Source organism: Hydrogenophaga sp. (assembly GCF_026125785.1).
In the GTDB taxonomy this organism is placed as follows: Bacteria; Pseudomonadota; Gammaproteobacteria; order Burkholderiales; family Burkholderiaceae_C; genus Hydrogenophaga.
Genome location: NZ_JAHCKL010000011.1, coordinates 90541 through 107825 on the forward strand (window position 1 = coordinate 90541; position 17285 = coordinate 107825).

The 17285-nt window shown below is 69.4% G+C and carries 15 protein-coding genes; 10 read left to right on the plus strand and 5 right to left on the minus strand.

Features of this window, described 5'->3' with window-relative positions:
• The first annotated feature begins 96 nt into the window (after positions 1-96).
• Positions 97-1557 (plus strand): DEAD/DEAH box helicase, encoded by a 1461-nt coding sequence (locus tag KIT53_RS12320; protein ID WP_297752780.1) that lies wholly within the window; start codon positions 97-99, stop codon positions 1555-1557.
• A 68-nt stretch (positions 1558-1625) separates the two neighbouring features.
• Here KIT53_RS12320 and KIT53_RS12325 read toward each other — a convergent pair whose 3' ends face one another.
• The gene (locus KIT53_RS12325) at positions 1626-2465 is read right to left on the minus strand and encodes a symmetrical bis(5'-nucleosyl)-tetraphosphatase (RefSeq protein WP_297752782.1); all 840 of its coding nucleotides are present in this window, start codon (positions 2463-2465) and stop codon (positions 1626-1628) included.
• Between the two features lie 9 nt (positions 2466-2474).
• Between KIT53_RS12325 and KIT53_RS12330 the strand changes: the two genes are divergently transcribed.
• Entirely contained in the window at positions 2475-3785 is a 1311-nt protein-coding gene (locus KIT53_RS12330; protein ID WP_297752784.1) for a hemolysin family protein, read from the plus strand.
• Positions 3786-3797: 12 nt separating this feature from the next.
• On the opposite strand, the gene KIT53_RS12335 is transcribed toward KIT53_RS12330, so the two are convergent.
• A complete protein-coding gene (locus KIT53_RS12335) occupies positions 3798-4718 on the minus strand; it encodes a LysR family transcriptional regulator (protein ID WP_297752786.1) in 921 nt (306 codons plus the stop codon).
• 125 nt (positions 4719-4843) lie between these two features.
• Between KIT53_RS12335 and KIT53_RS12340 the strand changes: the two genes are divergently transcribed.
• From KIT53_RS12340 to KIT53_RS12355, 4 genes are read left to right on the plus strand one after another with little or no spacing between them, the layout of a single operon-like run.
• Positions 4844-6265 carry a form I ribulose bisphosphate carboxylase large subunit gene (locus tag KIT53_RS12340; RefSeq protein ID WP_297752788.1) on the plus strand — a complete coding sequence of 474 codons (1422 nt, stop codon included), beginning with the start codon at positions 4844-4846 and terminating at the stop codon, positions 6263-6265.
• A gap of 21 nt (positions 6266-6286) precedes the next feature.
• A complete protein-coding gene (locus KIT53_RS12345) occupies positions 6287-6634 on the plus strand; it encodes a ribulose bisphosphate carboxylase small subunit (RefSeq protein WP_297752790.1) in 348 nt (115 codons plus the stop codon).
• Entirely contained in the window at positions 6631-7434 is an 804-nt protein-coding gene (locus KIT53_RS12350) for a CbbQ/NirQ/NorQ/GpvN family protein (protein WP_297752792.1), read from the plus strand. Before KIT53_RS12345 ends, KIT53_RS12350 begins: the two co-directional genes overlap by 4 nt.
• A 3-nt stretch (positions 7435-7437) precedes the next feature.
• The gene (locus KIT53_RS12355; RefSeq protein WP_297752794.1) at positions 7438-9771 is read left to right on the plus strand and encodes a nitric oxide reductase activation protein NorD; all 2334 of its coding nucleotides are present in this window, start codon (positions 7438-7440) and stop codon (positions 9769-9771) included.
• On the opposite strand, the gene KIT53_RS12360 is transcribed toward KIT53_RS12355, so the two are convergent.
• Positions 9750-12059, minus strand: a complete 2310-nt coding sequence (locus KIT53_RS12360) for an ATP-dependent DNA helicase (RefSeq protein WP_297752796.1) — start codon at positions 12057-12059, stop codon at positions 9750-9752. The two genes, KIT53_RS12355 and KIT53_RS12360, sit on opposite strands and share 22 nt — an antisense overlap.
• 33 nt (positions 12060-12092) lie before the next feature.
• Between KIT53_RS12360 and KIT53_RS12365 the strand changes: the two genes are divergently transcribed.
• Positions 12093-12902 carry a hypothetical protein gene (locus KIT53_RS12365; RefSeq protein ID WP_297752798.1) on the plus strand — a complete coding sequence of 270 codons (810 nt, stop codon included), beginning with the start codon at positions 12093-12095 and terminating at the stop codon, positions 12900-12902.
• A gap of 82 nt (positions 12903-12984) precedes the next feature.
• A complete protein-coding gene (locus KIT53_RS12370; protein WP_297752800.1) occupies positions 12985-13509 on the plus strand; it encodes an Mpo1-like protein in 525 nt (174 codons plus the stop codon).
• A 66-nt stretch (positions 13510-13575) separates the two neighbouring features.
• On the opposite strand, the gene KIT53_RS12375 is transcribed toward KIT53_RS12370, so the two are convergent.
• Together KIT53_RS12375 and KIT53_RS12380 are read right to left on the minus strand one after the other, a co-directional pair.
• Entirely contained in the window at positions 13576-14367 is a 792-nt protein-coding gene (locus KIT53_RS12375) for a metallophosphoesterase (protein ID WP_297752802.1), read from the minus strand.
• Complete coding sequence (locus tag KIT53_RS12380; RefSeq protein ID WP_297752804.1) at positions 14364-15344, minus strand: diacylglycerol kinase family protein; 981 nt, start codon at positions 15342-15344, stop codon at positions 14364-14366. Before KIT53_RS12380 ends, KIT53_RS12375 begins: the two co-directional genes overlap by 4 nt.
• 110 nt (positions 15345-15454) lie before the next feature.
• Between KIT53_RS12380 and KIT53_RS12385 the strand changes: the two genes are divergently transcribed.
• Together KIT53_RS12385 and KIT53_RS12390 are read left to right on the plus strand one after the other, a co-directional pair.
• Positions 15455-16699 (plus strand): FAD-dependent oxidoreductase, encoded by a 1245-nt coding sequence (locus tag KIT53_RS12385; RefSeq protein ID WP_297752806.1) that lies wholly within the window; start codon positions 15455-15457, stop codon positions 16697-16699.
• Positions 16700-16886: 187 nt separating this feature from the next.
• Entirely contained in the window at positions 16887-17282 is a 396-nt protein-coding gene (locus tag KIT53_RS12390) for a hypothetical protein (protein WP_297752808.1), read from the plus strand.
• Positions 17283-17285: the final 3 nt, after the last annotated feature.

The window sequence follows — 17285 nt, forward strand, 5'->3', positions numbered from 1 at the left end:
TTTTCGCCGTTGTCCGGGCCGCCCCACCGCAACGGCTGTTCCCCCTGTGCGGGGGCCTGGCTGGTGCCAGGGTCGGGGGCTCTCAGCCTTATTGCAATGACCCAATCCTTCTCCGAACTCGCTCTCTCGCCCGCGCTGCTCAAGGCCGTGGCCGAGATGGGCTATGAAAACATGACGCCGATCCAGGCGCAGGCCATTCCCGTGGTGCTGCAGGGCCGCGACGTGATGGGTGCCGCCCAGACCGGCACCGGCAAGACCGCGGCGTTCACGCTGCCGCTGCTGCAGCGCATGCTCAAGCACGAGAACGCCTCCACCTCGCCCGCGCGCCATCCGGTGCGCGCCCTGGTGCTGCTGCCTACGCGTGAACTGGCCGACCAGGTGGCCGACCAGGTCAAGCTCTACGGCAAGTACACGCAGTTGCGCAGCACGGTGGTGTTCGGTGGCATGGACATGAAGCCGCAGACCGCAGAACTCAAGAAGGGCGTGGAAGTCCTGGTGGCCACCCCGGGGCGTCTGCTGGACCACATCGAGGCCAAGAACTGCGTGCTCAACCAGGTCGAGTACGTGGTGCTCGACGAGGCCGACCGCATGCTCGACATCGGTTTCCTGCCAGATCTGCAGCGCATCCTCTCCTTCTTGCCCAAGCAGCGCACCACGCTGCTGTTCTCGGCCACGTTCTCGCCCGAGATCAAGCGCCTGGCCAACAGCTACCTGCAGGACCCGGTGACCATCGAGGTCGCGCGTTCCAACGCCACGGCCTCCACGGTGGAGCAGCATTTCTACCGCGTGGAGGACGATGACAAGCGCGGCGTGCTCAAGCAGGTGCTGCGCGAGCGCGGCCTCAAGCAGGCCTTCGTCTTCGTCAACAGCAAGCTCGGCTGCGCCCGGCTGGCGCGTTCGCTGGAGCGCGAAGGGCTCAACACCGCCGCGCTGCATGGCGACAAGAGCCAGGACGAACGCCTCAAGGCGCTCGACGCTTTCAAGACCGGCGCGGTGGACCTGCTGGTGTGCACCGACGTGGCTGCGCGCGGCCTGGACATCAAGGACGTGCCGGCGGTGTTCAATTTCGACATTCCCTTCAACGCCGAGGACTATGTGCACCGCATCGGCCGTACCGGCCGTGCCGGCGCCTCGGGCCTGGCGGTGTCCTTCGTCAGCGGGCGCGATGCCCGCCTGATGGCCGATCTGGAGAAGCTGCTGGGCAAGAAGCTCGAGCTGGAGGCGCTGGAGTTCGAGGCCGATCGCCGCCCGGCGGGCCGCTTCAACGATGGCCAGCGTGCCTGGCAGCGCGACGAGGACCGGCGCGAGGGGGGAAGCCGGCGCGAACGCAGCGGCGGTGAAGCCCGCGCGGCTCAGCCCCGGCCGCCCCGTGCTCCCTCCGACCCGCTGTTCGACAAGCCCTACGAGCCCAGTGCCGCCGGTGACGCGCCGCCCGCCTGGGAAGTGGCCCAGCGCCCGGCCACGCGCAGTGCGTCTCCCAACATCAAGACCCGCCGCAAGGTGCCCGCGCTGTTCAAGAGTGTGCCCGCCCCTGCGCCGGTGCAGGAAGAAGGCTGAGGGCCGCGCCCTTGCCCGACCCTGAGCCTTCGAGGCGGCGCACGCCGCCGCCTGCATCGCTCCCGTCTTCAGTGTCTGCCGGGCTTGCTGGCCTGCGGGCAGCGCACCGACAGCCTTTCGGCGGCGCCCGGGCGTTGCGGATCGATGCGAGCGGCCGTGAGACAGCCACCCCAGACACAGCCCGTGTCCAGCGCCTGCAGATCGGCCCGCGCCACCGCACCCAGCGTGGACCAGTGGCCGAACGCGACCGGTACGCCCGCGGTTCGCCGCCCCGGCACGTCGAACCAGGGCATGAAGCCTTCGGGCGCCGCTGCGGCACTGTCCTTGGTCTCGAACTCCATCACGCCGTCGGCGCTGCAGAAGCGCAACCGGGTCAACGCATTGACCACCACGCGCAGCCGGGCCGCACCGGTGAGGTGGTCGTCCCAGCGGTCGGGCTGGTTGCCGTACATGCCGTGCAGAAAATCCACCCAGTCCGGCCCGCGCAGGGCAGCCTGCAGTTCCTGCGCGAGCGCCAGGGTCTGCGTGAGGTCCCATTGCGGCAGCACCCCCGCATGCACCATGAGCCAGCCGTGCGCGGCGATGGCCAGGGGCCGGGCGCGCAGCCAGTCCAGCAGTGCCTTGCGGTCGTGTGCCCGCAGGATGTCGTCCACGGTGTCGCTGCGGTGGGGCTTGCGCACGCCGTGGGCCGTGGCCAGCAGGTGCAGGTCGTGGTTGCCGAGCAGGCACTGCGCCGCCTCGCCCAGCGCCATCAGGCGGCGCAGCACCGCCAGCGAACTGGGTCCCCGGTTGACCAGATCGCCCAGCAGGTAGAGCGTGTCGCGGCTGGGAGAAAAGCCGACCTCCTCGAGCAGGCGGCCCAGGGCCTCGTCGCAGCCCTGGACATCACCAATCATGTAAATTGACATCCGCGCATTATGGATACCGTCCTCATCGTCTTCCTCACGCTGCTCAATGGCGCTTTCGCCATGTCCGAGCTGGCGCTGGCCTCCAGCCGCAAGGCGCGCCTGACGGCGATGGCCGAAGCGGGTGACAAGGGCTCCATCACCGCGCTGAAGCTGCTGGAGAACCCGACCCAGTTCCTGTCCTCGGTGCAGGTGGGCATCACTTCCATCGGCATGCTCAATGGCATCGTGGGCGAAGCCGCGTTCAGCGACGAGGTGGCGCGCTGGTTCGTGGCTTATGGGTTGACCGAATCCACCGCCAGCGTGCTGGCCACGGCCACCGTGGTGGCCGTCATCACCTTCATCACCATCGTCTTTGGCGAACTGGTGCCCAAGCGCATCGGCCAGCTCTATCCCGAGGCGGTCTCGCGCTGGGTCTCGCGGCCCATGACCTTCGTGGCCAAGGCGGCCAAGCCGTTCGTGTGGCTGCTCACCCAGACCACGCAGTGGGTGCTCAAGCTGCTGCGCATTGACGCCAACGCCGTGCAGCACGTGACCGAGGAAGAGATCAACGCGAGCCTGGAAGAGGGCGTGGACGCCGGCATCATCGAAGAGCATGAGCACCAGATGGTGCGCAACGTGTTCCTGCTGGACGACCGCCAGCTCACCTCCATCATGGTGCCGCGCTCGGAGATCGACTGGCTGGACGCGCAGGACAGCGTGTCCGTCGCGGTGCAGAAGGCCTGGGCCATCGGCCACTCCTGGTACCCGGTGTGCCGCGGCGGTCTGGACGACGTGGTGGGTGTGATCCACCTGCCGCGCATGCTGGCCCTGCAGGCCGAGGGCGACGACGAGCCGCTGCTGCGCCATGTGCAGCCCGCCGTGTTCGTGCCCGAGACGCTCACCGGCATGGAGTTGCTGGAGCAGTTCCGGGCGCGTGCCACGCGCATGGTGTTCGTGGTGGACGAGTACGGTGTGGTGCAAGGCTTGCTCACGCCACTGGACATGCTGGAGGCGATCACCGGCGAACTCTCGCCCAGCGCTGCCGTCGGCGCATGGGCCACCCAGCGCGAGGACGGTGCCTGGCTGGTCGATGGCGCCATGCCGGTGGCCGAACTCAAGTCGCGGCTGCACATCGAGGAACTGCCGGACGAGGACAAGGGCCGCTACAACACCGTCGCCGGCCTGATGCAGAACGTCTCTGGCGAACTGCTGACCCAGGGCGAAAGCGTGGACTGCGAGGGCTGGCGTTTCGAGGTGCTGGTGCTGGAGGGGCGCCGCATAGACCAGGTGCTGATCACCCGCCTGCCAGAGGCCGAGCCGGCGATCGACGCCGGCATCTGAGTCAGCAGGGCCTCAGCCCTGGTGCGGACGGTGCTGAAACAGCCAGTCCTTGAACGCCAGCGCGGCCGCTGACAGGCGCTTGCCGCGCGGATAGACCACATACCACTGGCGCAGCAGCGGAAACCCTTTCACGTCCAGCTGTACCAGTTCGCCCAGCGCGAGTTCCGACACCACCGTGGTGGCGGAGACGACGGCGATGCCCAGGCCGCCGGCCACCGTCTGCTTGATGGCCTCGTGGCTGCCGACCTCCAGCCGGCTTTGCAGCGTGATGCCCTGCTCGGCGAAGAACCGCTCGCTGGTCAGCCGTGTGCCGGAGCCGGCCTCGCGCTGGATGAAAGGCTCGCGCGCCAGGCGCTGCGGCGCGATGCGCCGCTTGCCCGCCAGCGGATGGTCCGGCGGCGCGATCACCACCAGCGGGTTGTCCATGAAGAACTCGCCCACCAGGTCCATGTTCGCGGGCGGCTGGCCCATGATGCAGAGATCGTCCTCGTTCGCGTTCAGGCGCTGCACCAGCATCTCGCGGTTGCCCACCTGCATCGCCACGTCGATGCCCGGGTGCGCCGCGCAGAAGCCACCCAGCAGCTTGGGGACCGTGTACTTCACCGTGGTGAGGATGGACAGGCGCAGGCTGCCGCGCTCCACGCCCTGCAGCGCCGCGAGGTCCTGCGAAAGGCGCTCCATGCGGCCCTCGATGTCCCGGCAGGCCTCGGCCAGCGTGCGGCCCGCGGCGGTCAGGTGGATTTTCTTGCCCAACTGCTCGAACAGCGCCTCGCCCACGGTTTCCGACAACTGCTTGACCTGCAGCGACAGCGTGGGCGGAGAGAGATGCAGCGCCTCTGCGGCCCGCGCGAAGCTCAGGTGGTCGGCGACCGCGAGAAAGATGCGCAACTGGTGCAGCGTGGCATGGCGCAGCGGAATGGGGCGGCCGGACATGTGGACTCCAATGATTTATCAAAGTCTAACGTAACAGTTAAAACAATTTACTTTTATTTATTTACGGGGAAACCAACAATGCGCTCCACACCCTCTCGAACACCCGATTTTTGCAAGGAGACACGATGGCCACGAAGACCTACAGCGCCGGCGTCAAGGAGTACCGCAGCACCTACTGGGAGCCGCACTACCAGGTGCAGGACACCGACATCCTGGCGGTGTTCAAGATCACGCCCCAGCCGGGCGTGGACCGCGAGGAACTCGCCGCCGCGGTCGCGGCCGAATCCTCCACTGGCACCTGGACCACGGTCTGGACCGACCTGCTCACCGATCTGGACCACTACAAGGGCCGTGCCTACCGCATAGAGGACGTGCCCGGCGACGACACCTGCTTCTACGCCTTCGTCGCCTACCCGATCGACCTCTTCGAGGAAGGGTCGGTGGTCAACGTGATGACCTCGCTGGTGGGCAATGTGTTCGGCTTCAAGGCGTTGCGTGCGCTGCGGCTGGAGGACGTGCGCTTTCCCATCGCCTACGTCATGACCTGCGGTGGTCCGCCGCACGGCATCCAGGTCGAACGCGACATCATGAACAAGTACGGTCGGCCGCTGCTGGGCTGCACCATCAAGCCCAAGCTGGGCCTCTCGGGCAAGAACTACGGCCGCGCCGTCTATGAATGCCTGCGTGGCGGGCTGGACTTCACCAAGGATGACGAGAACGTCAACAGCCAGCCGTTCATGCGTTGGAAGCAGCGTTTCGATTTCGTGATGGAGGCCATCGAGAAGGCCGAGCGCGAGACCGGTGAGCGCAAGGGCCACTACCTGAACGTGACCGCGCCGACACCCGAAGAGATGTACAAGCGGGCGGCATACGCGAAGTCCATCGGCGCGCCGATCATCATGCACGACTACCTCACCGGTGGCCTGTGCGCCAACACCGGCCTGGCCAACTGGTGCCGCGACAACGGCATGCTGCTGCACATCCACCGTGCGATGCACGCGGTGCTGGACCGCAACCCGCACCACGGCATCCATTTCCGTGTGCTCACCAAGATCCTGCGCCTCTCGGGCGGCGACCACCTGCACTCGGGCACCGTGGTGGGCAAGCTCGAAGGCGACCGCGCCTCCACCCTGGGCTGGATCGACATCATGCGCGACCGCTTCATCAAGGAGGACCGTTCGCGCGGCATCTTCTTCGACCAGGACTTCGGCTCCATGCCCGGCGTGATGCCGGTGGCTTCCGGCGGCATCCACGTCTGGCACATGCCGGCGCTGGTGACCATCTTCGGCGACGACTCGGTGCTGCAGTTCGGCGGCGGCACGCTGGGCCACCCCTGGGGCAACGCGGCCGGCGCGGCGGCCAACCGCGTGGCGCTGGAGGCCTGCGTGAAGGCGCGCAACGAGGGCGTGGCGGTGGAGAAGGAAGGCAAGGCCGTGCTGACCGAGGCGGCGAAGCATTCGCCCGAACTGCGCGTTGCCATGGAGACCTGGAAAGAGATCCGCTTCGAGTTCGACACGGTCGACAAGCTCGACGTCGCCCACCGCTGAACCTTCAAGGAGACACCCCCCATGCAAGACTACAACTCCCGCCTCTCCAACCCGGCCAGCCGCAAGTTCGAGACCTTCTCCTACCTGCCGGCGATGAGCACGGAAGAGATCCGCAAGCAGGTGGCCTACATCGTGAGCCGTGGCTGGAACCCTGCCATCGAACACATTGAACCGGCCTACCTGATGGACTCGTACTGGTACATGTGGAAGCTGCCGATGTTCGGCGAGACCGACGTCGACCGCATCCTCGCCGAATGCGAGGCCTGCCATCAGGCCAACCCGGACAACCACGTGCGCCTGATCGGCTACGACAACCTGTCGCAGTCGCAAGGTGCCTCCATGGTCATCTACCGAGGCAGGACGGTGTGAGCGAGGTGCTGCAGGGCTACCGCGTCGAGCGGGAGCCGTACTACCGGCCCGTCGCCGACGAGGTGGCGCTGTTCGAGGCCGCGTGGTCGGTGCGCATGCCCATGATGCTCAAGGGCCCCACCGGCTGCGGCAAGACGCGTTTCGTCGAACACATGGCCTGGAAGCTGGGCCGGCCGCTGGTGACCGTGGCCTGCAACGAGGACATGACGGCGTCCGATCTGGTGGGGCGCTTCCTGCTGGACGCGCAGGGTACGCGCTGGCAGGACGGGCCGCTGACCCTGGCCGCGCGCCATGGCGCCCTCTGTTACCTGGATGAGGTCGTGGAGGCGCGCCAGGACACCACGGTGGTGATCCATCCGCTGACCGACAGCCGGCGCGTGCTGCCGCTGGAGAAGAAGGGCGAGCTGGTGCGCGCGCATCCCGACTTCCAGCTGGTCATCTCCTACAACCCGGGTTACCAGAGCCTGATGAAAGACCTCAAGCCTTCGACGCGCCAACGCTTCGGCGCGCTCGACTTCGGCTACCCCGAGCACGCCGCCGAGGTGGAGGTGGTGGTGCATGAAACCGGTATTGCCACCGAGGTGGCGGACCGGCTGGTGGGCATTGCCGAGCGTTCGCGCAACCTCAAGGGCCACGGACTGGACGAGGGCATCTCCACCCGCATGCTCATCCATGCCGGCGGGCTGATCCGGCAGGGCGTGGCGCCGCCCGCCGCCTGCCGGGTCGCGCTGGTGCGGCCCATCACCGACGACCCGGACATGCGCGATGCGCTGGACGCGGCGGTGAGCACCTTCTTCTGAGCCATGCCGGCCGGTCTGGAGGAGCATGCCGAACGCCTCGCGGTGCTGGACGCGCCGACGCGCGAACGCCTGGCGCGCGGCTGGCCCGAAGCTGCCCGCGTGCTCTCCGGGCGTGGCCTGGAACACCACCTGGGCGGGGTGGTGGCGCTGCACAACCTGGGGCGCGGCGTGGACGTGGTGAACGCGTGGATCGATGCCGCGCCGCAGGTGGCGCGCGAGACTGGCGAGGATGTGCTGCCCGACCTGGCGGCGGCCGCCATGCAACTGGCCAGCAAGACATCCGGCGCGGTGATCGGCCAGGTGCTGGCGTCCGCGCCCACCGCCGCCCGCCGACTGGCCGATGCCGACCTGTTCCGGCAGTACCTGCGTTTTCTCGCCACGCTGGCGGCGCAGGCGCCGCGCGGACTGCGCCCCATGCTGGAACAGCTGGACGTGCTGCTGGGCCAGCTCACGCTCGGCGGGTTGCGCCGTTGGGCGAACTGGGGCGCGCAGGCGCACCGCGCCCAGTTCGATGAACAGGTGCGTTACTTCGGGCTGCAGTCGCCGGCTTCGCTGTCGGTGCTGCAGCAGGAACGCAAGGGCACGCTGCTGGTGGACGTGCAGCGCCGCCTGGGCATGTACCTGCGTGCGCTGTGGGGACGCGATTTCTTCCTGCGCCCCACCGCAGGAGATTTCGAACACCGCGAAGGCTTGCGGCCTTTCATCGAGGACCACACCATCCACCTGCCCGATGCACTGGATGCGGTGCAGGGGGTGGACGCGACCTCGCTCTACCGCGCGGCCGCCGCGCATGCCGCCGCCCATCTGGTGTACACCCGCATGCCGCTGCGCGCGCCGGACCTGGACCCCTGGCAGAAGGCGCTGGTGGCCCAGGTGGAGGACGCGCGGGTGGAGGCCTTGGCCATCGCGCGGTTTCCAGGTCTGCAAAACCTCTGGTGTCGCCTGCTTCAGGTGGCGCCAGTCCGCGACCAGCGTGCTGCCGACTGGCTGGACCGCCTGGCGCGTGCCCTGATCGACCCCGCGTGCACCGACACGCATCCCTGGATCGTTCGGGCCAGGGCGCTCTGGCAGGCCGCGCTGCCCCGGGTGCTGGCCAACCCGGGCGACCCTCGCGTGTCATGGGAGCTGGGCCTGGCGCTCGCGCAGGACTACCCGGGGCCGAACTACCAGCCGCGCCATGACGTGCCCGGAGCGGCCTACCGCGACGACAACCGCTTCTTCTGGGCTTTCGACGGCATCGACTTCGCGCCGGCTGGTGCGAGCGCCCCCCGCGCCGCGGCACCGGTGCGGCGGCAGGTGTCGGTGATGGCGTTCATCAATGAGCTCGACGTGGAGACCGCGGGCGAGGACGCACAGGAAATCTGGGTGCTGGGCTCCGAGCTGTTTCCCTATGAGGACCTGGGCGTGTCCTGGAACACGCTCGAAGGCCGGCCCAGGCTGGCGCCGCCGGTGCTCTACCCGGAGTGGGACCACCGCGTGCAGATCGACCGGCCGTCGTGGGTCACTGTGCAGGAGCGCCATGCGGTGCCGGGCGACACGGCGTTGGTCGATGCCATCGCCAGTCGGCACCGGCCGGTGGTGGCGCGCATGAAGCGCGTGCTCGACGCCATGCGTCCCCAAGGCGTTCTGCGCATGCGCAAGCAGGAAGACGGTGACGAGGTCGACCTCAACGCCGCGCTGGCTTCGCTGGTGGAACTGCGCCGTGGCGCGCAGCCCGACCCCCGCGTGATGGTGCGCAGCGTGCGCCAGGTGCGCGACCTCGCGGTGCTGGTGCTGCTGGACCTGTCGCAGTCCACCAACGATCCGGTGCCGGGACAGGATCGCACGGTGCTCGACCTCACGCGGGAGGCCTGCGTGCTGCTCGCCGACGCCATCCACCAGGTCGGCGATCCGTTCGCGATCCACGGCTTCTGTTCCGATGGCCGTCACGACGTCAGCTATTGGCGCTTCAAGGACTTCCAGCAGCCCTGGGCCGATATGGCGCGGGCGCGGCTGGCCGGCATGCGAGGGCAGTTGTCCACCCGCATGGGCGCGGCGATTCGCCATGCCACCGCGCTGCTGGAGCGGCAGCCCGCTGCGCGCCGGCTGCTGCTGGTGGTCACCGATGGCGAGCCGGCCGACGTGGACGAGCGCGATCCCGCGCACCTGCGCCAGGATGCGAAGAAGGCGGTGGAGGCGGCGGCCCGCGTTGGCGTGCAGAGCTTCTGCATGAGCCTGGATCCGCGCGCCGACGCCTATGTCAGCCAGATCTTTGGCGCCCGGCGCTACCAGGTGGTGGACAGGGTGGAGCGCCTGCCGGAGAAACTGCCCATGCTCTATGCCGGACTGGCGCGCTGAGGCGCCACCCGTTCCACCTGCCACCAGGCGGGCAACAGCGCACGCACGCCGGGCTGTGCAAAACGGTCGTCCAGCAGCCAGACCGTGCCGCTGTCGCTGGGCGCGCGGATCACACGGCCCGCGGCCTGCACCACCTTCTGCACGCCAGGGTAGAGGTAGGTGTGTTCGAAGCCCGCGCCGGTCTGGCGCTGCAGCCGCTGCCGCATCTGCTCGTTGAGAGGGGACACCGCCGGCATGCCCAGTGTGGCGATGAAGGCGCCGATCAGCCGGCGTCCCGGCAGGTCTATGCCTTCGCCAAAAGCGCCACCGAGCACCGCGAAGCCGATGCCTTGACTGTCCTCGGTGAACCGGGCGATGAAGGACTCCCGCTGTGGCTCGGTCATGCCGCGCGATTGCGACCACACCGGTATGCCGGGGTGCCGCTCGCACAAATGGGCCAGGGCCTGCTGCAGGTAGTCGAAGCTGCTGAAGAAAGCCAGGTAGTTGCCTGGCCGCTGCGCGTACTGGGCGGCCATTCGCGCCACCAGCGGTGTGAGCGAGGCGGACCGGTCCGCGTAGCGCGTGGACAGATCGGGCGCCACGCACACGCGCAACTGCGAAGGGTCGGAAGGGGAGGGCACGTCCAGCCGCGCGGTGTCCTCGGGCAGGCCGAGCAGCGTGGCCATGTGGTCCATGGGGCTGAGCGTGGCGGAGAACAGCGTCGCGCTGTGCGCGGCCTGCCACCGGCTCTGCAGCAGCGGACCGGGGTGCAGGTTGCGCAGGCCCAGCACCGGGTGGCGCGCACCGCCGCGCGCCGCAGCGTCGCGCGTGAGATCGGCCAGCGAATGGTCGCCAAAGAGATCGGCCACGCGCAGCAGGTGCAGCACGTCGAACAGCCAGGCCTGCAGCTCGGCCGCCATCGCGCCGGGTTCCTGCGCCAGGTGCGCCAAGAGCTCGGCGCCGTGGCGGCGCAGCGCGTCGATGAAGGACCGCGGCAGGTCGGTCAGCACTTCATGGTCCTGCGTCTGGTCGCGCGCCAGCCGTGCCCATTGGCGGTGCAGGCGGTCCATCGGCTTCTTCAGGGCGGCGGGCGCGGCGGCGCGCGCCGCCCTGAAGCCGGCCGGGCGCAACTCGGCGCTGTACATCGCGCGCGCACGCTCGATCAGGTTGTGCGCCTCGTCCACCAGCAGACCGACGCGCTGGCCTTCGTTGACGGTGAGCGAACAGGCGTGTGCGCCGATGTCGAAGAAGTGGTTGTAGTCGCCCACCGCCACGTCGCTCCAGCGCAGCATCTCCTGGCCCAGGTAGTAGGGGCACACGGCATGCCGCGCAGCCACTTCGCGCAACGTGGCCTTGTCCAGCCAGCCGGCCTGCGCGGCGTCGTCTCGCGCGGCGGCGAGTCGGTCGTAGAAGCCGCGCGCCAGCGGGCAGGACTCGCCGTGGCAGGCCTTGTCGGGGTGCTCGCAGGCTTTCTCGCGCGCCACGAGTTCGAGCACCCGCAGCGGTCTGGCGTCCAGACGCCGCAGAGCGTCGAGCGCGAGCGAGCGCCCCGGGGTCTTGGCTGTCAGGTAGAGCAGCTTGTCGACGTGCTGGGCGGGCATGGCCCGCAGCGCACCGAACACCGTGGCCACGGTCTTGCCGATGCCGGTGGGTGCCTGCGCCAGCAGATGGCGGCGCGCGCCATGGGCGCGGTAGACGGCCGCGGCCAGTTCACGCTGGCCGCGCCGGAACGCCCCGAACGGGAACGCCAGGGCCTGAAGCGCCGCATCGCGCGCGGCACGATGCGCCTGCTCCGTTTGCGCCCAGCGGGTGTAGCGCGCACACAGCGCATCGAAGAACGCCCGCAGCGCGGCGGCGTCCGCCCAGAGGGCCTCGACAGTCTCGTGCCCGGTGTCGACGTCGTAGTACACCAGCGCCAGTTCGATGCGCGGCAGGCCCAGCTCCTGGCACAGCATCCAGCCGTACACCCGGGCCTGCGCCCAATGCAGCGCGCGGTGGTTGTCGGGGATGCGTGCCGCGTCACCCCTGTGGGTCTTGATCTCTTCCAGGCGAGGAACGGCCGGGTGGAAACCGTCGGCGCGGCCCTGTACGCGCAGCGCGCCGCAGTCGGCGCTGACCGGCCGCTCGCGCTGGTAGCCCTCGGCACGGCGCGCGGTCACCGTGCCATGGCCGGCCACGCCCTCCTGTGCACTGGGGGCGGGCGTGAAGCGCAGGTCCAGGTCGCCGGTCTTGGCCGCGAACGCGCACAGCACACGCACCGCCACCTGCAACGGGGGCGGCGTGCGATCGGTTGGCGTGGCATGGCGCATGGACAGGCATGGTACTGGATATATAGTCAGTGAATGAACCAAGACCCTCCCGCCCTGACTCGGCGCCACCACCAGCGCCTGCGCGAGATCTACCGGTCCGCTGGCTGGCCCTGCCACGACATGCTGGAAGTGGAGTTGCTGGCCGCCGGCCTGCTGGAGCGCCGGCCCTCGCCCGAGGGTTTTGAGAGCCTGCGCGTGACGGACGCCGGCGTGCGGCGCCTGGCCGAGGTGTTTGCACAGAACAAGGCCGTGCGCACGCCGCACGAGGCCCTGGTCGAGCGCGTGGCCATCGCCATGGCGCAAGCCGGGCGTCTTACCTGGCGCGGCCTGATGCTGCGCGTGGCGCTGCCGCAGGTGCTGTTCGACAGCGGGGTCGCGGCGGAGCCTGCCGAGGCGCCGCGCCAGGCCAGCGCCTTCGAGGCCGAGGTGCGGGAGCCGGCGGCGCCGGTGGCCGGCCACGTCTGGTGCATGGCCTGTCCGGACGTGTTTTCGGTGCGCCACACCACGGTGGAGGCCTACCTGGAGCCCGTGGTGCACGAGATCAAGGTCAGCCGCGCCGATCTGCTGGGGGACCTCAAGAAGCCGGCCAAGCGCGCCGCCTACCTCGCGATGGCCGGTGCCTGCTGGTACGTGCTGGGCCAGGATGCCAAAGGCAGGCCCATCGCCGAACCCGAGGAAATCCCGGCCGAGTGCGGGGTGCTGCAATTGCAGGGCGAGCGCCTGGTGGTGGCGCGCGAGGCGCCACGCCGCGCCGTCGAACGCCTGCCCTTTCATGTGTGGATGGCATTGGCGCGCAGCGGGCCGGCGGTGCGCCTGGACGACGACGCGCAGTCGCTGTTGTGACGCCGTCCGCCGCCGGCCGCTGGCGCACCGCCTTGACTTTGGAGATGATGAAAGCCCCATGCAGTGTTGCCAGGAGACAGACATGAAGACACTGGAAGACCAACTGAGCCAGTACGCGGCCTACCACCGCGACCGTCGCAACATCCTCACCCATTTCGTTGGCATTCCCATGATCGTGCTCTCGGTCGTGGTGCTGCTGGCGCGCCCGGCCGCCGAACTCGGCGGCGTGGCCGTGTCCGCAGCCACGCTGGCGGCGATCGCCTCGACGCTCTACTACCTGCGCCTGGACTGGCGCTACGGCATCGTCATGGGCCTGCTGCTCGCCGCCTGCCTGGCGTTCGCGCAGACCACCGCCGGCATGGCCACCGCTGCCTGGGCCACGCTGGGCGTGGGCCTGTTCGTGGTGGGCTGGGTGATCCAGTTCGTGGGCCACATCTTCGAGGGCCGCAAGCCGGCTTTCGTCGACGACATCATGGGGCTGATCATCGGCCCGCTGTTCGTGGTGGCGGAGTTCGGCTTCCTGCTCGGCTTGCGGCGCGAGGTCGAGGCCGTGGTGACTGCGCGCGCCGGCCCGGTGCACACGGGTCGGGCCCCGCAGGCCGAGTGATCCGTTCCGAGCCACAGGGCCAAGCCTTCATCGGCGGCGCGTTGCGCGCAGTGGGGCGGCCCGCGCTCAGCCGCGCGCCGGCCGCAGCGTGGTTTCGCGCACCGGCTCGAAGCGCCCCGAGGCGGCGCCATGGTCCCACTGCGTGACCGTGCAGGTGCCTGGCACGGCGTTCCACTGCAGCACGTTCACCGAGTTCGGTACGCCCGGGCGCACCCGGTGCGAGACCGCCGTGCCGGCCTGCACGGCCCACAGCGGCCGCGCCAGGCCGGGCAGTGGCATCACGTACGGCAGGTGGATATGCCCGCCCAGGACGATGTCGGCGCCGGCTTCGGCCCAGGCCTGTTGTGCGGTGGTATGCCCCAGCAGGCGGTCGGGCAGGTCCTGCGGCCGCATCACGTCGATGGGCTGGTGCACCACCACCACGCGAAGCTGGACCGCCGTGGCCTGCGACAAACGCCTGGCCACGCGCTGGACCTGCTGCGTCGACACCTCGCCGTTCTTGTGGCGGTGGGCACGCGTGGTGTTCACGCCCAGGACCAGCAGGTCGTGGGAGGCAAACACCGGTTCGAGTTCGCTGCCGAAGGCCGCGCGGTGACCCGCATACGGTCGCGTGCAGCGTGCCCAGAGGTTGAACAGCGGAATGTCGTGGTTGCCTGGCACCGCCAGCCAGGGAGCACCGAGGCGGTCCATGAAGGACCGTGCGGCCTGGAACTGTGCACTGCGCGCGCGCTGCGTGATGTCGCCCGACAGGACCACCAGGTCGGGCCGCAGCGCCTGGCTCAGATGGACCAGCGCTTGCGCTATGCCAGGTACCTCGGTCCCGAAGTGGGTGTCGGAGATGTGCAGCACACGGCTCAAGTGGCAGCCTCCTGCGGGGCGTCTGGCCTCAAGAGGTACAGCGGCTCGGGCAGTACACGAAAGCGCAGAGGCGGCTTCATGTGCGCTACCTCGCCGTCGAACGCGACCTTCATGCGGCGCAGGCGCATGACGCGCGGTGGATTGACGACCATGTCCTGGAAGGCAAAGCGCTCTATGCCGTCGTCGTCCCCGAGCGATCCCATGGCACCGCGCAACATCAGGCGCAGCATGGCCAGTGTGCCAATGGGTTTGAGCACGACGGCGGTGACGCGGCCTCGATCGGATGCGCCATCCGGCCCGGCGTCCACCAGCACGCCCAACTGTTCGAGCTGCAGCCGGTTGTTGCCGACGAACAGCGTGAGCGTGCGCAGTTCGCGCTGCTCGCCATCGAGCGATGCGCTGAGCGTCAGACGGCGCTGTGCACGCAGCAGGGTGGCCGCAGCCGCCCACAGTGCGACGATCTGGCTGCGGCCAAAGCGCGCCTTCCAGGCCTCCCGGTCCTCCAGCAGGTCCGGGTAGAGGCCCACGCTGGCGTTGACGAGAAAGATCTGCTGGTTGACCGCCGCGACCTGCACCGGTGCGACGCGCGCCGCCAGCAACTGTGCGGCCGCCTGCGCCGCATCGGTGGCCATGCCGTGGGCGCGCGCGAAGTAGTTGAAGGTACCGCGCGGCACGACGCCCATCACGCAGCCGGCGGCGTGCGCGGCGTGCGCCACGGTGTTGATGGTGCCGTCGCCACCGACGGCGACGATGGCGCCGCCCTCGTCGACCGCCTGACGGGCCAGCGCGGCCGCCAGACGGGGCAACTCCGCAGGCGCGCAGGCATGCAACTGGCCGCGCCGGCCCGCAGCGGCCAGGGCGTTTTCGATCCCGGCGCGCGTGGCCTCGCCATCCTGGCTGCCAGCCTGGCCATTCAAGATGAAGTGCAGCGGCGCGCCCGGGTCGAGGTCGGTAGGAATGGGCATGGGTTTGGACATGGGCTCGAGGGGCGGTCCAGTGTAGTGGCGTGTGGTTGGCATCCGTCAGATGGGGTCGGGATAATGCTTCTCTGCCATGGCCTGGTGAGCAGGTCCTGAGGACGCATGACATGACGAAGAAAGACATCCTGGTGCTGGGCGCCGGCATGATCGGCACCTGCACTGCGCTGCAGCTCGCGCTGCGCGGCCATGCGGTGGTGTTGCTGGACCGGCGCGAACCAGGCCGCGAGACCTCCTACGGCAACGCCGGCATCATCCAGTGCGAGGCGGTGGAGCCGTACCCTTTTCCGCAGGATCCGGCGGTGTTGTTGCGCATGGCGCTGCGCCGGGGCGCAGACGCCCACTACCACCTGGGTGCGCTGCCCGCGCTGGTACCGGCGCTGTGGCGCTACTGGCGCCATTCGCGCGCGCCTCTGTACGAGCGCGTGGCCCACGAGTATGGCCAGCTCACCAGCCGCTCGGTGCTGGCGCATGCGCCGTTGATCGAGCTGGCCGGCGCGCAGGACCTGGTGCGGCGCGAGGGCTACCGCTACGTGTTCCGCACCCAGGCGGCGCTGGACGACCAGGCGCGCACCGCCGAGCGTTTGCAGCGAGACGCCGGCGTGAACTTCCGCGTGCTGGACAGCGACGCGCTGGCCGCCGCCGAACCGGCGCTGCGGCGCCGGCTGGCCGGTGCGCTGCAATGGACCGACCCCTGGTCCGTGTCCGACCCGGGCGCGCTGGTTCAGCGCTACGCCGACCTGCTGGTGCGCCAGGGCGGGCGCATCGTGCGGGGTGACGCGGCCACGTTGCGGCAGACCGGCGCGGGCTGGCAGGTGCGCAGTGAAGAGGGCCCGATGGAGGCCGCGCACGCCGTGATCGCACTGGGTCCCTGGTCCGATCAGGCCATTCGTGGGCTGGGCTACCGCTACCCGCTGTTCGTCAAGCGGGGTTACCACCGCCACTACCGCGGCGCCCAAGGGCCAGACCTGCCGCTGCTCGATGCCGAGCGTGGCTTTGTGCTCGCGCCCATGGCGCTGGGGGTGCGCCTGACCACTGGCGCAGAGTTCGCCCGCCTGGATGCGCCGGCCACACCGGTGCAGATGGGGCGCGCCGAGGCCCTGGCGCGCGAACTGCTGGACCTGCCTGAACCCGTGGAGGCAGAGCCCTGGCTGGGCGCGCGTCCCTGCACCGGCGATCTCAAGCCCGTCATAGGGCCGGCGCCCCGGCACAAGGGCCTGTGGTTCCACTTCGGCCACGCGCACCAGGGCTTCACCATGGGGCCGATCAGTGCGCAGTTGCTCGCCGAGCAGATCGACGGCACGGCCCCGGTCGTGGACCCCACGCCCTACCTGCCCGCGCGTTTCGGCGCCTGACATCGCCGCCAACCGCATGCCCCGGCCGTCCGCAACGGCGCAAGACCAGGTCCAGGATGCCTGCCCAACTTCATCGGCGAAGGGGCCGCGCCATCGTTCGAGCCGCTTCACGCCCGCGCCCGGGCGCGCGAGAATGCGTGCGGCATCCCACTACCTCCTCCCTCAACGCTTTCTCTGGAGCTTTACCATGCGCCTGCCCTTACGTCTTCTGGTCGCCTTGTCGTGCGGCCTCGCCGCCAGTGCGAACTGGGCCCAGGCGCCGCTGGACGGTGCCTGGCGCGTGACCTTCTCCACCGAAGGAGCCGATGGCCGCGAGGCCCAGGTGGAGATCCGGGGGCAGAGCGGTACCTGGACCACCTACGCACGTTCGGACAAGGACAAGCGCGACCCCTGCGTGGGACGCGCGCTGCCGCTGACGCTCAGTGGCGGTGATGGCGCCTCGTCCGCGCTGCAACTGCGCGTGGAGGCCTCATCGGTGGTCAGCGGCTGCCGCGACCGCAAGGCCACCCTGCAGCGGGTGGACGAGAAAACGCTCGAAGGCAGCTTCGACAACGGCCGCCCGCTGCGGCTGGTGCGCCCCTGACCC

Coding starts and splice junctions, on each gene's coding strand:
- KIT53_RS12320 (WP_297752780.1), top strand. CDS start 97: ATGACCCAATCCTTCTCCGAACTCGCTCTCTCGCCCGCGCTGCTCAAG.
- KIT53_RS12325 (WP_297752782.1), bottom strand. CDS start 2,465: ATGTCAATTTACATGATTGGTGATGTCCAGGGCTGCGACGAGGCCCTG.
- KIT53_RS12330 (WP_297752784.1), top strand. CDS start 2,475: ATGGATACCGTCCTCATCGTCTTCCTCACGCTGCTCAATGGCGCTTTC.
- KIT53_RS12335 (WP_297752786.1), bottom strand. CDS start 4,718: ATGTCCGGCCGCCCCATTCCGCTGCGCCATGCCACGCTGCACCAGTTG.
- KIT53_RS12340 (WP_297752788.1), top strand. CDS start 4,844: ATGGCCACGAAGACCTACAGCGCCGGCGTCAAGGAGTACCGCAGCACC.
- KIT53_RS12345 (WP_297752790.1), top strand. CDS start 6,287: ATGCAAGACTACAACTCCCGCCTCTCCAACCCGGCCAGCCGCAAGTTC.
- KIT53_RS12355 (WP_297752794.1), top strand. CDS start 7,438: ATGCCGGCCGGTCTGGAGGAGCATGCCGAACGCCTCGCGGTGCTGGAC.
- KIT53_RS12360 (WP_297752796.1), bottom strand. CDS start 12,059: ATGCGCCATGCCACGCCAACCGATCGCACGCCGCCCCCGTTGCAGGTG.
- KIT53_RS12365 (WP_297752798.1), top strand. CDS start 12,093: ATGAACCAAGACCCTCCCGCCCTGACTCGGCGCCACCACCAGCGCCTG.
- KIT53_RS12370 (WP_297752800.1), top strand. CDS start 12,985: ATGAAGACACTGGAAGACCAACTGAGCCAGTACGCGGCCTACCACCGC.
- KIT53_RS12380 (WP_297752804.1), bottom strand. CDS start 15,344: ATGTCCAAACCCATGCCCATTCCTACCGACCTCGACCCGGGCGCGCCG.
- KIT53_RS12385 (WP_297752806.1), top strand. CDS start 15,455: ATGACGAAGAAAGACATCCTGGTGCTGGGCGCCGGCATGATCGGCACC.
- KIT53_RS12390 (WP_297752808.1), top strand. CDS start 16,887: ATGCGCCTGCCCTTACGTCTTCTGGTCGCCTTGTCGTGCGGCCTCGCC.